The 14,111-nt window shown below is 58.3% G+C and carries 13 protein-coding genes, 1 tRNA gene and 3 pseudogenes; 7 read left to right on the forward strand and 10 right to left on the reverse strand.

What is annotated here, in order from left to right; all coding sequences use genetic code 11:
• Window positions 1–99: 99 nt before the first annotated feature.
• Window positions 100–211 (forward strand): annotated as a pseudogene (locus tag AC0L2Z_RS26570) (VOC family protein); the annotation flags it as partial.
• 172 nt (window positions 212–383) lie between these two features.
• A tRNA-Gln gene (locus tag AC0L2Z_RS26575) sits at window positions 384–458 on the forward strand.
• A gap of 61 nt (window positions 459–519) precedes the next feature.
• On the opposite strand, the pseudogene AC0L2Z_RS26580 reads toward AC0L2Z_RS26575, so the two are convergent.
• A pseudogene (locus tag AC0L2Z_RS26580) lies at window positions 520–669 on the reverse strand (SLC13 family permease); the annotation flags it as partial.
• A gap of 22 nt (window positions 670–691) precedes the next feature.
• Here AC0L2Z_RS26580 and AC0L2Z_RS26585 point away from each other — a divergent pair.
• Both AC0L2Z_RS26585 and AC0L2Z_RS26590 read left to right on the forward strand, forming a co-directional pair.
• Window positions 692–931 (forward strand): annotated as a pseudogene (locus AC0L2Z_RS26585) (transposase); the annotation flags it as partial.
• 267 nt (window positions 932–1,198) lie between these two features.
• Window positions 1,199–1,516, forward strand: coding sequence for a hypothetical protein (locus AC0L2Z_RS26590; RefSeq protein ID WP_128174332.1), 318 nt, complete (start codon window positions 1,199–1,201; stop codon window positions 1,514–1,516).
• 70 nt (window positions 1,517–1,586) lie between these two features.
• Here AC0L2Z_RS26590 and AC0L2Z_RS26595 read toward each other — a convergent pair whose 3' ends face one another.
• From AC0L2Z_RS26595 to AC0L2Z_RS26620, 6 genes are all read right to left on the reverse strand, one after another.
• On the reverse strand, window positions 1,587–2,150 hold the full coding sequence (locus tag AC0L2Z_RS26595; protein WP_473629719.1) for a DUF995 domain-containing protein: 564 nt from the start codon (window positions 2,148–2,150) through the stop codon (window positions 1,587–1,589).
• 132 nt (window positions 2,151–2,282) lie between these two features.
• The gene (locus AC0L2Z_RS26600) at window positions 2,283–3,227 is read right to left on the reverse strand and encodes a glycoside hydrolase family 26 protein (protein ID WP_128169368.1); all 945 of its coding nucleotides are present in this window, start codon (window positions 3,225–3,227) and stop codon (window positions 2,283–2,285) included.
• A gap of 15 nt (window positions 3,228–3,242) precedes the next feature.
• Window positions 3,243–3,749: a DUF995 domain-containing protein gene (locus tag AC0L2Z_RS26605; RefSeq protein WP_128174439.1), complete on the reverse strand. Its 507-nt coding sequence runs from the start codon at window positions 3,747–3,749 to the stop codon at window positions 3,243–3,245.
• A gap of 201 nt (window positions 3,750–3,950) precedes the next feature.
• Window positions 3,951–5,789, reverse strand: a complete 1,839-nt coding sequence (locus tag AC0L2Z_RS26610) for a glycosyltransferase (RefSeq protein ID WP_473629720.1) — start codon at window positions 5,787–5,789, stop codon at window positions 3,951–3,953.
• Window positions 5,786–6,772 (reverse strand): UDP-glucose 4-epimerase GalE, encoded by a 987-nt coding sequence (gene galE, locus AC0L2Z_RS26615; protein WP_473629721.1) that lies wholly within the window; start codon window positions 6,770–6,772, stop codon window positions 5,786–5,788. The genes AC0L2Z_RS26610 and galE overlap by 4 nt, the downstream gene beginning before the upstream one ends.
• Window positions 6,772–7,785: a UDP-glucuronic acid decarboxylase family protein gene (locus AC0L2Z_RS26620; protein WP_473629722.1), complete on the reverse strand. Its 1,014-nt coding sequence runs from the start codon at window positions 7,783–7,785 to the stop codon at window positions 6,772–6,774. The genes galE and AC0L2Z_RS26620 overlap by 1 nt, the downstream gene beginning before the upstream one ends.
• A gap of 574 nt (window positions 7,786–8,359) precedes the next feature.
• Here AC0L2Z_RS26620 and AC0L2Z_RS26625 point away from each other — a divergent pair.
• Window positions 8,360–9,502, forward strand: a complete 1,143-nt coding sequence (locus AC0L2Z_RS26625; protein ID WP_287289374.1) for a helix-turn-helix domain-containing protein — start codon at window positions 8,360–8,362, stop codon at window positions 9,500–9,502.
• 19 nt (window positions 9,503–9,521) lie between these two features.
• Here AC0L2Z_RS26625 and AC0L2Z_RS26630 read toward each other — a convergent pair whose 3' ends face one another.
• Window positions 9,522–11,294 (reverse strand): SLC13 family permease, encoded by a 1,773-nt coding sequence (locus AC0L2Z_RS26630; protein WP_473629723.1) that lies wholly within the window; start codon window positions 11,292–11,294, stop codon window positions 9,522–9,524.
• 279 nt (window positions 11,295–11,573) lie between these two features.
• Here AC0L2Z_RS26630 and AC0L2Z_RS26635 point away from each other — a divergent pair, with 279 nt between their 5' ends.
• Window positions 11,574–12,143, forward strand: a complete 570-nt coding sequence (locus AC0L2Z_RS26635; protein ID WP_473629724.1) for a peroxidase-related enzyme — start codon at window positions 11,574–11,576, stop codon at window positions 12,141–12,143.
• Window positions 12,144–12,145: 2 nt separating this feature from the next.
• The gene (locus tag AC0L2Z_RS26640; protein WP_027150948.1) at window positions 12,146–12,535 is read left to right on the forward strand and encodes a rhodanese-like domain-containing protein; all 390 of its coding nucleotides are present in this window, start codon (window positions 12,146–12,148) and stop codon (window positions 12,533–12,535) included.
• Window positions 12,536–12,579: 44 nt separating this feature from the next.
• On the opposite strand, the gene AC0L2Z_RS26645 is transcribed toward AC0L2Z_RS26640, so the two are convergent.
• Window positions 12,580–12,816: a hypothetical protein gene (locus AC0L2Z_RS26645; protein WP_023797920.1), complete on the reverse strand. Its 237-nt coding sequence runs from the start codon at window positions 12,814–12,816 to the stop codon at window positions 12,580–12,582.
• Between the two features lie 111 nt (window positions 12,817–12,927).
• Window positions 12,928–13,860, reverse strand: a complete 933-nt coding sequence (locus AC0L2Z_RS26650; RefSeq protein WP_473629725.1) for a complex I NDUFA9 subunit family protein — start codon at window positions 13,858–13,860, stop codon at window positions 12,928–12,930.
• Window positions 13,861–14,111 lie beyond the last annotated feature (251 nt).

Raw genomic sequence — 14,111 nt, forward strand, 5'->3', positions numbered from 1 at the left:
AAGAAAAAGCGATGACAAAAAGACTTGCGGCTCGACCGCCAGTTGAAGGAGGACAAAACAGGAACTAGCGATAACGCCATGTGACTGACCGGAGAACTCGAAACGCTGGGCGCCGTCGAAAATGCCGGCGGCACGACCCCAAGCCGATCTTCTCACTCCCGGCGGCAGGCGGTTCCATTTCTTCGATCCGGCCGGCAATGAAATGGCAGTTGGGGTGAATAGATGCCATCGCCCGACAGCAGACGATGATACGCGACGCCAATCTGCGGGAACCGGTGGATCAGTTCCGCGCACTTTCCGTTCTCGACACTTGCCATTCTCGCCATTGAGCTTTCCGTCGGCTCGTCCTATAAGGCCGCGCGCAGCGGGCATGTTCCGACTGCTGGGGCGTAGCCAAGTGGTAAGGCATCGGTTTTTGGTACCGACAATCCCAGGTTCGAATCCTGGCGCCCCAGCCAATCCGGCATTTTCCGAACTGTGGACCGCGAAGGCCGCCAGGATTGATCCGTCCGCCGTATATCAGCTCATTGGCCAAACGATCATGAGCATCGGCACGGCAACAATGACGACGAGGAACGATAGCAGCAGTCCCAAATGTGGATAATCGCTGAAACGGTAGCCGCCCGATCCCATGGCGAGCGTGTTGCACTGGTGGCCGATCGGTGGCAGCCCTTTTCTCGAATCCAATGGGGCGCGGCGGGATGAGGCGCTGAGTGCCTCGAAGGCGAGTGGACGCTGGAGCGGCTCGGCTACCGCTCGAGTTTATTACGGCCGCACCCTTGTCACCCGCGTCGGCAAGCTTGAGCTGCGGATTCCGTAGGACCGGGTTGGCCGCTTCTCCACCGGGCTGTTCGAGCGTTGCCAGCGTTCGGAGCGGGCCTTGGTGGCCACGCTTGCGGGGTTGTATGTGCAAGGCGTGTCGACCAGCAAGCAGCTGGTCCAGCAGTTTCTCGATAGCCAAGCGATGATTCTTTCCTTTCCATCATCATGGCCTCGCGCACAGAATTCCTGCAGGCCCGCGCGATGACTGCCTGCAGGAGCTGTCGATGCCGGCACGCTCTCGCCGAAGCCAAGTCCAAGGCCGTCTCTCTGCATGAGGAATGCAACATTTTGTCTAAATTTATCAAGATAGTTCAAACCAGAACCTAAAGTCCTGTGGGTACAACGCACTCCAGAACAAAACATTGGAGGCTAGCACATGACGTTTTCTACTGCGCATCGGAACCGTTTTAGAAGAGTGGCGATTGCAGCGATCGGGCTTGCTTTTTCCGTGGCTCTCGGCGCAAACGCGCGAGCAGGCGAATTGCGTAAGCCAGAGAGAGAGACACGGTCCGTCTACCTTGTCAAATATCGGGTTAACAACGATGTTCGCTACAACAAGAAACCCGTCGGCAAGGTCGTTAAAATATCAGCATCCCGGTACTTGAACAGCAACAGCTATGTCTGCACTCCGAGCGGCTTTGGTCAGAAAGCGCGTTGCTACACTCGAAGGGGCTCGAATCAGCCGGGCGTTTAATGTTGGACCTGGTTTTGACAGAAGCCGCCGCGCCTGAGCCTGAAGCCGCGGCGGCTCCGTTTTTGCGCGGTTATCGAGAATTCGCCTTAAGATGCGAAACTTCTTTGCTTACCCGATTACCTTTGACCAGTTTGCGCGCCTCATCGTCCCGGCGAGCGGGATTGTGACGAAAGACATACCATTTCCCACCGGTGGAAGGCTTCTGATAAACGACGCCATGTTTTTCACGGTGCAGGAAACATGTGATTGCACCGTTTCTGGCCAGACTCCCTTTCGCTACTTTGCTGGTCCAGATAGCGCGCATACAGAGCTTGCCCCCATTGGTCGCATACCAGTTTCCCTCCGCATAGGACCATGCTGCCCGTTTGCGCGACCAAGCGGCGAACGGCTTCCTATTTGCAGAGAACAGCCCGCGAGCAGTTGTCTCCGCAGAATAGAACCCGCCGCCGTTTTGCCATTTCCAGGTGCGGCCGGCATAGAGCTTTTCAACCGCTGAGGCCCTCATCGGCGTCGCGGCAGCGGCGCGTTTTTCTATAGCGTCGCCCGCCGGTTGTTTGGGAGCGGCGTAGGCATTGCCTGCAAGCAAGAACACAAACAGCACCGCACTTGAGATAATCGAACGGATCGAAAACATTTTACTTCCTCTCCACCAAGGCAATTCCAGTAAGACTGCGTAAGAGTCCTGCGTTGGAACCGCATAGAAATAAAGGGATGGAGCGGTTCGGCCATCTGGTGAAAGCCGAACCACTCTGTCGAACGACTTGGATCAGTCCAGCGGATGGTTGGCCACGCGCCAATCGGGCCGGCCAACCTTCCTCGGCCATGGATAGACTTCAAGATCGTTGAAGTAGACAACGGCTGTCATGTCCGGGAACTCGGCATGCGGCTTGTTTGCTTCCGCGGCCCAGTCACGAGCATATTCGTCGTTACCTTCGTAGCCAAGCTCCGCAATGGCGATCGGTTTGCCGAAGCCCGTCACACGGTCATAACCCGGCTTTGTGCGCTCCACAAAAGTCGTATCACGACCGACCTCCAGCTTGTCATAGGGCTGATAGCCAAAGACGGACAGACCGATAATGTCGACATACTTGTCGCCAGGATAGAAAGCTTCCAGTCCTTCTTCTCCTTTCGGTGACCACATGTATTGGGCCGACGGAAGGTGCTTGCGGCATATGTCGATGGCATGCCTGTAGGCGTTCACATAACCTTCAGGCTTCCAGAAAGCCCAGGTGAATTGCCCGTCATTATCTTCCATTTCCTGCGCCCAGCGGATAGTGACGGGGCTTTTCAGCTGCGCCGCCGCAGAGCAGACCGCTGACATATTGGCATCGTAGCGCCCGCCCAAAATCCCGGCGAGCAAATCCTCGGGACCTACACGCCAGTCCCGCGCCCAGGACCACGGCTCGACCGTGATCAACAGGGAACGTCCACGCTCACGCGCATAGGCATCTGCGGCGCTGAGCGTTGCCAGATCCACATCTTCCCAGGGAAGAAAAAGGTGTTCGATTTTTGAGTTGGAATCGTTGGTATAATCCGCATGCGGATCGTAGGCGCCGGGGGTTACGGAGTCAGCCGTGATGATGGGACGCTTGTCCCGAAACTGATTGCGGCTGTCGACACTCGCTCCCGACACGCCGCTGGCTGCATAAACACCACCGGAAATGCATAAGCCGCAAAGCAAGGCTGCTGATAGTTTAAAGAGACTTTTCAAGGACCCCTCCCTTTCTTACTGTTCAGATTGCTGTGCCGCACCAAGCGCGGCTTTGATGGCATCGAGTTGACGGGAAACCAGATCGGTGGACACTAGCTTGCTGGCCTCGTCGCCTTGGTGGACCTCGGCGTTACGGAACGCATACCACTCACCACCGGGCTCGCGCTTCTGATAGATCGTTCCATTATCGATGCGATGCGAAAAGCAGGTCTTGGCGGGAAATACACCCTGTTCGGAATGCCATGTCGCGTTGAGACACATCCAACCTGTCTCGGTGATGATCCAGCGGCCTTCCGCCCAGGATTTGCCCGTCTCACCGTCGGTCCATGCGGAAAATTGCCGGTTCGCGCCCACCATTCGTCCGGCTCCGCTGTCCCACTGCCAGCTCTTGTCTCTATAGAGATCGTAGATTTCGCCTGCTGTCATGCGACGTGCCCCTTCCGGCAGAACGGAAACCTGTGAGGAAGAGGCAAAGGCCGGTGCGGCAATGCAGGACACTGCCCAAGCGACTGCTGTCAGCATCCGGAAACCTGACAGCAATAGAGTCCTTTCAGATTTAGAAAGTGCCACCGGAACCTCCTGCCATATCGAGATGAGCGGCGCCCGCCGTTTGTCCTCGATGGGCGTGTCCGGTCGCATGAGGCAGTGCGGCCAGGCATGTGCCGCTGACCAAACCGACATAGCCTGTTCCAATGATTGCGATCTTCATGTGTTGATTGCCTTCTATCGCTGATTTGAATTGCTGGGAGTGCGCCAACGTGGATTGAAGATGGTCTTGTGAACAGCGCGACCACCGACGCCTGCCCCTGCAATTGAGAAGCTGTCGTCGAACAGGGAAAAGCTTTTGGTTCCCCAGGCGAGCGCCTCGATGCCGTCGCGTCCACGCTCGACCGTGGCGAAGCTGGTAACCATCAAAAGGGCCATGAAGCTGCTTGCCAGCGCGGGGCGATAGGCGCGGCTTTTCATCCGCACGTCATTCTCCCGGCCATGCTGCAGCAAGATCATGAAGATCAGCAGCAAGTAAAAGCATGCATTGATGATGGCGAAGACGAAAAAGCCGCGCGTTTGATACGCATCCTGCATGAACACGACCGGCAGAATGGAGATCAGGACCACGAAGGCATACGGTGCCAGCACGCGGAACGGTAGCGGATCGACTTCGGACGTGCCTTTTGGCGTGACGCGAAAATCAACAAAGGATCCGGTCATCCAGTCACGGAACGCGGCAAAGGTCCCAGCCAGAACCCACGGCCAGCGCGCCAGCAGAAACAGCATCGCTTCCCAACTGAAAATCTTGCCGTCGATAGGCCGAAATGTGCGACTCGACCGCCACCAGAATGCCAAAAGCAGGATCATAAGCGACTGCGGCATGAAATGGAGCAGAAACTCTAGGTAAGTGACGTTGACGAAATTATCGCCCTTGACCAGCACAATCACGGGCAACAGGAATGTCAGAGCAAGAAAGAAGGCGTAAAGCGGGTACCAGAACTGCGAAAATATGAATTGAACCTTCAAACGCAGCGGCAAGTGTCCGATCAGTTTTGGTGAGTATTGCAACAGGATCGTCACCAGGCTCCGCGACCACTGGAACTCCTGCGTTACAAGATCGGCAAACGTCCGTGGGCCGTCGCCATGGGCGATGGCATCAAGCGCGTGAGCCCCTCGCCAGCCATAGGCATTCATGAAGAGCGTTGTGGAATGATCCTCGGCGAGTTCTGGCCCCAGCCCGCCGATTTCCTTCAGTGCTGCAGTGCGCACCGCATAGTGCGATCCGATGCATACCGGCGCGAAGCCATTGTTGTATCCGGCTTGCAGTGACCCATGCATGCTCGCTTCGATGTAGAGGCGGCCACGCGCGGACCAGCTTTCATGTGCATTGCGATCGCAAATGCTGGGCGCGGAAACATAACCGATTGTCGGGTCGGCAAAAGGCCGCAACATGTTATATAGGTAGTCCGGTTCGGGAACATGATCGGCATCGAGCTGCGACACAAAATCATATTGGTCGTAGCCATAATGATCGTAGAAGAAAGCCAGGTTGCCTTCCTTGCAGCGTGTGCGGCGGGGCCAGGACTGGCGATGGTAATCGGCGCGATTTTTGCGGGTGGAAACGAATACGCCATGTTCGCGACACCATGCGAGCGTTGCGGGCGATGGATCCTCATCGGCCAGCCACGTGTCGTGAGGCACGTTCTGGGCTAACATGGCCCGCAAGGTTTCGGCCACCACCTCAAAAGGTTCTGATGGAGCCTTGGTGACCACCATGGCAACGCGACTTCCTGCGGAAATACGCAGTCGTCCGTGCGGCCGGCGTGCATTGAAGAAAATGGTGATGAAGTAGACTGGCAAAAGCGTTACCCACGCCAGAAGCGCCGTCACCAGAATTGAGCCGGCCATGTTGGTGTGGGTGGCTCCGAAAACCCACCATTGCCAGAAGAATGCGACGGCCATCGCCCACAAAACCGCGCCCATAATGTACTCGACGCGCTTTCGGCCGGTGAAGACCGGCACCATCAGGGGTTCTTCCCTGTCAACGGACAGCGCGATGCGCGGCGTGCTCATGAGCGCACATCGAGCCCGAAGAAGGGAGCCGCTGTGCGAATGATCGTATCGAGATCGGAATAGAGCGCCTGAAAGCCAAGTTTTTCGGCAGCGAGCGCCGGATCGGCATAAAGCACCGGAGGATCGCCCGCACGACGAGCGCGCATCTCGACCGGCACGTTACGACCTGTCAGCCGGCTGATCGCTTCGAGAATTTCCTTGATGGATGTACCACGCCCGCTGCCAAGATTGACGGCCAGATTGCCACCGCCGTTGATCAGATGTTCGAGCGCCAGCACATGCGCGCGCGCGAGATCCGCGACATGAATATAGTCGCGAATGCAGGTGCCGTCGGGCGTATCGTAATCCTGGCCATAGACTTCGAGAAAATCGATCCTGCCTGCAGCGGCCATCATGGCTCGCGGAATGAGATGTGTTTCTGGATCGTGGGTTTCGCCGATTTCCCCGTCGATATCCGCGCCGGACGCATTGAAATAACGCAGCGCCACGTAGCGCAGCGCATAGGCAGCCGAATAATCGGCAAGCATTTGCTCCGCGATGAGCTTCGTGCGTCCATAAGGATTGATCGGGCGCTGGCTCTCGCCTTCGCGGATCGGCAAGCGATCCGGAATGCCGTAGGTGGCGCAGCTTGACGAGAAGATGATATTGCGCGTTCCGCTTCTCTGGCAGGCGTCCAGCAGCGATTGGGTCCCGTTGACGTTGTTCTGATAATATTTTGCCGGTTTCTCTACGGATTCGCCGACATAGGCCGATGCAGCAAAATGGATCACCCCGATAGGGCGATACTCATCCATGACGTGGGTCAACCGCTCCGAATCAAGGATGTTGCCTTCAACGAAGGCGCCCCATCGGACGGCTGACCGGTGACCCGTGGATAGATTGTCGTAGACAATCGGATCATAACTCTGCCTGGCCAAAAGCTTGGCTGTATGGCTGCCGATAAAGCCGGCCCCACCAACGACAAGTACGTTCTTGCCGGACATCAGGCGGCCTCCGCCAGCTTTCCGGAGGGCTTCCTCAACTGCCGTTCGAAATAAGCGATCGTTGACTTCAGCCCATCGGCCAACGCCACGGTCGGCTCCCATCCAAGTTCTCTCTGGGCCACTGTGATGTCGGGCCGACGCTGGCGCGGATCGTCCACGGGCAACGGGTGATAGACGACTTTGGAGCTCGAGCCGGTCATTCCCACGATCTGCTCGGCCAACTCACCGACTGTAAATTCGCCGGGATTGCCGATGTTGACAGGCGTATGGATCGCCTGAGGGCTGTACATGAGCCGGTAGAAGCCTTCGATCAGATCGTCCACGTAACAGAAGGAACGGGTCTGCGACCCGTCGCCGTAAACGGTGATGTCTTCGCCCTTGAGCGCCTGCACGATGAAGTTGGAAACGACCCGGCCGTCATCCAGGCGCATGCGCGGACCATAGGTGTTGAAGATGCGCACGATACGGATGTCGACGCCGTATTGCTGATGAAAATCGTAGAACAGAGTCTCGGCAGAGCGCTTTCCTTCGTCATAACAAGAGCGCGGACCGAAGGAATTGACATTGCCCCAATAGCTTTCGGGCTGCGGATGCACATGGGGATCGCCGTAGACTTCCGAGGTGGAAGCCTGGAAAATCCGCGCCTGGTAATGTGCTGCCAGTTCCAGAAGATTGAGCGACCCGATCACGTTCGTCTTCAACGTATGGACCGGGTCGGCCTGATAGTGCGGCGGTGAAGCCGGGCAGGCGAGATTGTAGATCTCGTTGACCGGCAGATCGAGCCGTTCCACGATATCGTGGCGCACAAAGCTGAACGTGTCGTAGTTCAGGAGGTGGCGCAAATTCTCAAGCCGCCCCGTGGAAAAATTGTCTACGCAGATAACAGAATGGCCGTCTTGCAAAAGACGTTCGCACAGATGTGATCCGAGAAAGCCGGCCCCGCCCGCGACAAGTACCCTCCGTTGCGATGAAAGAGCAGAGTTCAAATTTGTAGGATGAAATCCTATACTCACTGGAACACCTCATTCGTTAACCATCAGCGCTAAAATGAAGACATGTAGGTGTCTAGAATGCACTGAGACTTCAGGTTTTCTTTCTCAAGTGAATTTGATGATGTCCAATACCTCCCCGGTTCCTACGTTGCGATATCAGGGAATCCGGAAACTTTTCACATCGTCCATTTTTGCAGCTGACCGCCGCAGACATTTGTTTTTTGATGGAGACGGTGGGCTTCAGGCGATTCTATTGCCTGTGCCGAGATCGGTGCTGCCAAAGGCCTTTATCTCGAAGCGAGCCAAGAAACCCATCATGGTCGGTTCAGGATCGATCCGCTAACGGCTAAGCTTTGTTGACTTGGTGCGCGATATAATTAACTACTTTACAACCAGGGACCCTTAAATATAGCCAATGATTTTGTTTCTTATAAACGATACACTTCGAAGATGACGACGCATGTCGTTCTTCCATACAAGTTGGCAGGGTCGGAATGTTGTCTATGCGGTCGGTCAGTTCCTCCCCATGGCGATGACATGGCATATCTCCTGAAGCAGCGCGACGTCGCGGACTTCCGGGTCGTGGCTGGAGGCAATGATGTCGGATAAGACGGTCCCACTTAACGACAGGGAGCCGACATCTGTCGAACGTCGCCGCTGGCCGCGCATGTCGCAGGATCCACTCGGTGAGGATGAGGTGGGGAAGGCCGTCCTGACGTCGTTGCGCTTTGAGACGGAAATCCTTCCACCAGTCCAGCAGTTTGCTGCCTGGCGGGAGCATATGGCGATATTGATGGATTCGCGTCTGCCGAACAATGTGAATCCCGAGGATGGATTTGTCGTCCAGCAGGCGGTGTGGAATCTGGGCGGCATGCTTTTGTTGCAACAAACCGTTCCGGCCTTCAGTTACGAACGCTCGCCAGACGCGGTCCGGTTCAGTCCAATCGACCATTGGCAGATCACCGTTCTCCGCGCCGGTCGCACCTGGACCGGAGTTGACGGACGTGTCGCGCAAAATGAACCGGGCATGATTGAAATCCGCTCGCTCGGGCATCCGTTTAGCGGGCGGGCGCTGGCAACAGAGTCGATCAGCCTGATCGTTCCCGTCGATCTGTTTGCCGATGGAGGTAGCTTGCCGGCGGCGAGCAACAATGTCGTTTTGGGTGGACACCGGGCCAAACTGCTGATCGATCTTATGTCAAGCGTTGAAGCCAATCTCGATCGTTTCACGCAAGACGACCTTCCTAGAATCAAGGACCGTTTGCGGCAAATGGTATTCGACGCGGTTACACCTTTGGTGGATCGCGATGACGGCAACGATCAGATCTCACAAATCGGATTGATGACGCGGGCGAGACGCTTCATTTCGAGCAATCTTGCCTCGCCCGACCTGACACCGGATGCTCTCGCCCGGCAACTGGCGACCTCGAGGACACGGCTCTATGAGCTTTTCGAAACGTCCGGCGGCGTTGCGAATTACATTCGTCGACGACGTCTATCCGCAGCTCATGCAATGTTAGCGGATCCTTCCGACACCCGAAAGGTCGCCGAAGTTGGTCTAGCAGTCGGCTTTGATTCAGCGGCGAATTTCAGTCGAGCTTTCACGCAGCAGTTCGGCTATAGCCCGAGCAACATACGCAAGCAGTCGTCCGAAGACTATACGTACCCGGATAGGCAAACAGATAAGAAACCCAAGGTCACATTCGAAAGCCTGCTGCAAACACTCGGCCTCTTTTGAGGATGGCGAGGAGCATATATTAGCTCATCGGCCAAACGATCATGAGCATCGGCACGGCAACAATGACGACGAGGAACGATAGCGGCAGTCCCAGGCGTGGATAGTCGCTGAAACGGTAGCCGCCAGGCCCCATGACGAGCGTGTTGCACTGGTGGCCGATGGGGGTGAGAAAATCGCAGCCGGCGCCAATGGCGACTGCCATCAGAAATGCTTCCGGCCGGTAGCCGAGATCGCCGGCAAACGCGGCGGCGATGGGCGCCATGACCAGAACGGTTGCGGCATTGTTGAGGAATGGCGTAACGGCCATGGCGGCGACAAGGATGAGCATCAAGGCGCCAGGCGCCGGAAGAATGGTTCCCAGTTTGGCAAGCTCGCCGGCAATGATGCCTGTCGCCCCCGTACTGCGCAGCGAATCGCTCACTGGAATGAGAACGGCGAGCATGACGAGGATTGGCCCATCCAGCGATTGGTAGACGTCCCGGACCGGGATGACCTTGAAAAGCACCATCCCGACCGCGGCCGTAAAGAAAGCGACGGAGACCGGGAGCAGCCCGAGCGCAGTCGCCACCATGGCGAGAGCAAGGATCGTTACCGGCACAACACCTTTGCGGACGCTGCCAAGCAGGATAGCCCTTTCTGCCAGCGGCAGGCAGCCGAGTTCACGCAGTATCTCGGGTATCGTCGCTGCATTGCCCTGCAGCACGATGACGTCGCCCAGCCTTAGCTGGATTTCGGCCAGCCTGCGGTCGGGGCGCTCGCCGTGACGGCTGACAGCCAGGAGGTTGACATTGAAGCGGTGATAGAGGGCAAGGCGCTGGGCCGTCCAGCCGATCAACGGGGAGTTTTCACCGATGACGGCTTCGATAGCGACCAGCTCGCCGGTCGTGTCATCCCCGCTGGCCCTGCTGCCCGTAACGCTGAGTTTGCCCTGGGAGACGAGGCGATCCAGCGCCCCTGGGTCGCCCTCGAGCAGCAGAATGTCGTTCATCTTGAGGACAACGTCGGGCAGTGGCGTCATCCGCATGGTCCGGTTGCGCAGGATCGATGTCACGATAGCATCGCCGCCGGAAAGCTTCATGAGGTCTGCCACGGTTTTGCCGAGCACAGTGGAATCGCGGACAATCCGGGCCTCTGTCACGTAATTCTTGATATCGATGGCTTCATTCACCGACCCGCCGAGCTTTTCGCGCACCGGCAACAGCCAATAGAAAAACACCAGGAAGATCGTTCCGGCGGCGGCCAGGGCGGCTCCAACAGGTGTAAAATCGAACATTGTGAAGGCGGTGCCGGTCAGTTCCTCCCGCACCCGCGACACAACGACATTGGGAGATGTCCCCACCTGCGTCATGAGTCCGCCGAGCAGCGACCCGAACGCCATAGGCATCAGGAATATCGACGGTGAAACGCTCGACCGGCGCGCGAACTGGAAAGCTATCGGGATCATGATCGCGAGCGCACCGATGTTCTTTACGAAGGCAGACAGGATCGTGACCACGATGACCAGCAGCGCCAGTTGCGAGCGAACGCCCGACAGGTTCGGAGCGAACCGCCTGATGGCGACTTCCATGATGCCCGAGCGTGCGATGCCTGCGCTCACCAGCAGGGCACTGCCGACAATGATCACGATATCGTCGCTGAACCCGCTGAAGGCCTCGTCAAAAGGCACGATGCCAACCGCGAGTGCGCACAACAGTGCCGCGGCTGCAACCAGATCATATCGATACCGACCCCATACGAGCGCCGCCATCATTATGAAGATAACGGCGAACGACAGGATTTGCGGCGTAGTCATGTCTTCGGATACCCCGCCGCTTGTGCGGCTGATCAGAACGGCCAAACCGCCCTTTTGTTGCTTTCGCTGGTCACGGTTTTGCTACCACGGTTCCGTGCCTGCCAATAAGCCCGTGTCGAGCAATGTTCCTGACTTTCGCAGCCATGGTCCTGGGGCGGCGCCTTTCAACCTGGCCGGCGCGCGGCCGTTCCGACTTCAGCCCTTCCATGAGGCTCGCAGAAAAGCCTTCGACGGCCTAAAGCTGGTCGCATTGACGGCCGTGCAAGGGAGAGAACACAGATGACCGCGCCCGCCATAAGCCGCTTCCCCGTTCCCGAGATCGCCGGCCTTCCCGACGACATCCGCGAACGGATACTCGCCGTACAGGAGAAGTCGGGCTTCGTGCCCAACGTCTTCCTCGTGCTTGCGCATCGGCCGGACGAGTTCCGCGCCTTCTTCGCCTATCATGACGCGCTGATGGACAAACCCGGCCCGATCACCAAGGCCGAGCGGGAGATGATCGTCGTGGCCACGAGCAATGCCAATCAGTGCCAGTACTGCGTAGTGGCCCATGGCGCGATCCTGCGCATTCGCGCAAAGAACCCGCTGATCGCCGATCAGGTGGCCACCAACTCCCGCAAGGCCGACATCACCCCGCGCCAGTTGGCGATGCTCGATTTCGCCATGAAGGTTTCCGCGCGCGCCTACGAGGTCGGCGACGCGGACATCGCGGACCTCAAGATGCATGGCTTCACCGACGAGGACGCCTGGGACATCGCGGCCATCGCCGCCTTCTTCGCCATGTCAAACCGGCTGGCCAACGTCACCAGCATGAGGCCGAACGACGAGTTCTACGCGATGGGGCGCTGACCATGCCGAAGGGATACAAGGACCTTCTGGCCGACGCCGATGCGGTCGTCCGCTCGGTCGAGGCAGCGGACATGGCGACCATTCCCGACGGCGTTGTCATGGTCGACATCCGGGATCCGCGGGAACTGGAGCGCGAGGGCATGATCCCCGGCGCGTTCCATGCGCCGCGCGGCATGCTCGAATTCTGGATCGACCCGGAAAGCCCCTACCACAAGCCGATATTCGCCGAGCCCAGGACCTTTGTGTTTTACTGCGCGTCCGGCTGGCGCTCGCTGCTCGCCGCCAAGGTCGCGCAGGAGATGGGACTTGACGCGCGCAGCCTGCGCGGCGGCTTCTCGGAGTGGAAGAAGCGCGGCAATATCGTCGCCGAGAAACCGAGGAAGGACAGCTAGGCTCGACGACCGGCACCGTCGCTTGCCACTGGGAATGCGGGCGATCAAGGCGCGCGATCGGTCAGCGCGCTTGCACCTTCCTCCGCGGCGCAATGTGCGCAGCAGTAGATGATGTCATCTTGTTCGACACCATGTCCGATGATCCGGCACCCGCAATGCGGGCAGAGCGGCGCAAGTTTCTGGATCGCGCATTCGAAGCTGTCGAACGTATAGCTTTCCTCAGCCAGCGTCACTTCGAAAGCCTTGTCGTAGTCATTCCCGCATTGATCGCATCTGGCCATAGTTCTTTTCCTTCTTCCTCATTGGTTCAAACTCGACCAACCCGCCGCATGGCGATAGGTTCCCGGCAGGATCGTAGAGTCCTGCCAAGCAGGAGACGAGCCCGAGCAGCCTCACGCGCGCCGTTCGATCAAGCGGATCACCTCCTCGATGTCGCGCGGCGCGATGTCGAGTTCCTTCAGGCCCGGCGCGCCGATTGCGGCCACATTGTCGTGCCGCATAAGATCGACCTGGTTGCGCGTTATCGGCGCTCCCGGAAGGAGTTCCGCGACGCCGGCCAAGGCGTCCCACGCCGCAAACGGCACCGGCATCAGCCTGATGTGGGTATCGAGCTGTCGGGCGATCTCCCGCAGCACTTCCTTATAGGTGTAGATGCGCGGGCCGCCGAATTCGAATATCGATGAGCCCTTGTGGTTTCGCCCGCCGATCAGCCGGCTGACTGCGTCTGCGACGTCTTCCACATAGACCGGCTGAAGCCGTGTGCCACCATCGCCGAACAGCGGATAAACCGGCAAGAGACGTATCAGCCTGACAATCGTCGTGAGGAAAACGTCGTCAGGTCCCGTCATGACGGCGGGACGCACAATGATGGCGCCGGGAAATGCGCCCGCCACCGCCTCTTCTCCGCGCCCACGTGCCCTGATGTAGTTCGAATCCGATTGAGGATCGGAGCCGATCCCCGAAATCTGGACGAACCGGTCGACCTCGCCAGCGCGCGACGCGGCGGCAAGTTCAGCTGCGGCTTCCACATGCACGCGCTCAAACGTCTGGGCGCCCTGCTCGACGTAGAGACTGACGGCGTTCACGATCGCTTGTGATCCGTCAATGGCCGTGCCGATCGAGGACGCATCCAATATGTCCGCCTCGACGGCTTCGGGCGGCCTTGCCGTCGAGGAAAAAACCTGGCCCACACGAGCCGGGTGGCGGGATGCGGCGTGGACCGTGAAACCCCTTTCCAGGAGCCGCTTCACGATCCGGCGCCCGAGAAAACCTGTCCCGCCGAACACAGTGACGATCCGTTCTGTATTGAGATCGTCAGGATCCATTTGCCTCGCCATCCCTTGGCTTTGCGTGCCCGCCGAGCGCCTGCCGCAAGGATCGCCTCTGGCCGGCGTATAACCCAGCCCCTTCGAACATCGGGACGGTTGGAGAACAACGCAGGAACGTTTTTTGTTCCAGTCGGCGCCAGGTTCGATCGAGAGACGGCCGATGTTGCTGTGGACGGCGAGTGTTCGACGCCGGGTTGCCATGCTGTCCGTTTCATCCCCAGCCTCCATGCGCTGGTGATAAAATCGGA

The organism is Mesorhizobium sp. WSM4850 (assembly GCF_055811735.1).